We start from the raw sequence: 757 nt of genomic DNA on the forward strand, positions 1-757 counted from the left end.
AGCTCGCTCCTACAAAAGCCTTACCGCGTGCCCAGCGCAAAGTTGGGCAACGCCTGCACCGGCTGGTTGAATTCATAGGGAATCGACACCAGCCCCGACGCCGTCGTGCGCTGCACCACAAAATGCAGATGCGGCCCGCTGCTGTTGCCGGTATTGCCCGACAGCGCCAGCGGGGTGCCCACCGCCACGCGCTGCCCTTCCCTGACGCTGACCGACCCTTGCTTGAGGTGCAGGTACACGCCTTGCGTGCCGTCATCGTGCTGCACCCGCACGAAATTGCCCGATGGATCGCTGCCGCGCCCGCTCTGCTCGTTCTCGGTTTTCAGTACGACACCGCCACGTGCCGCGATGATTGGCGTGCCTTCAGGCATGGCAATGTCCATCGCATAACGGCTTTTGAGCTCGGAGTGGCTGAAGGTACCGTTGGGGCCTTGGGTGAGACGGAACGGCCCGCCACGCCAGGGCAAGGGATAACGATAGGAAGCGGGTTGCGACGGATATACAGGCTTGGGAATCACCCGCTCCTGATACACAAACGCCTGTGCCCCGGGCGTGTACCGGTCGCTGAAGACCACAGCGCCGTCGGCGTCGATGGATTTGTAGAGGGTCATGGACATCGCCGGCATGACAACGGCGAACAGTCCACACAACAGCAGTGAGCGCACGAGCATCGGGTTGGCCTGCCAGGGACGACTGAATGGCAGGCTAACAAGGGATCATGACAGTGCTATGTGAACCAAACACTAACCCTGTGGCG

General features: G+C 61.7%; 1 protein-coding gene. It reads right to left on the reverse strand.

Annotated features, from left to right (window positions below; genetic code table 11):
* Positions 1-20: 20 nt before the first annotated feature.
* Positions 21-671 carry a M23 family metallopeptidase gene (locus HX846_RS19915; RefSeq protein WP_178965957.1) on the reverse strand — a complete coding sequence of 217 codons (651 nt, stop codon included), beginning with the start codon at positions 669-671 and terminating at the stop codon, positions 21-23.
* Positions 672-757: the final 86 nt, after the last annotated feature.

The sequence above is a fragment of the Pseudomonas sp. K5002 genome, assembly GCF_013386655.1.
GTDB lineage: Bacteria > Pseudomonadota > Gammaproteobacteria > Pseudomonadales > Pseudomonadaceae > Aquipseudomonas.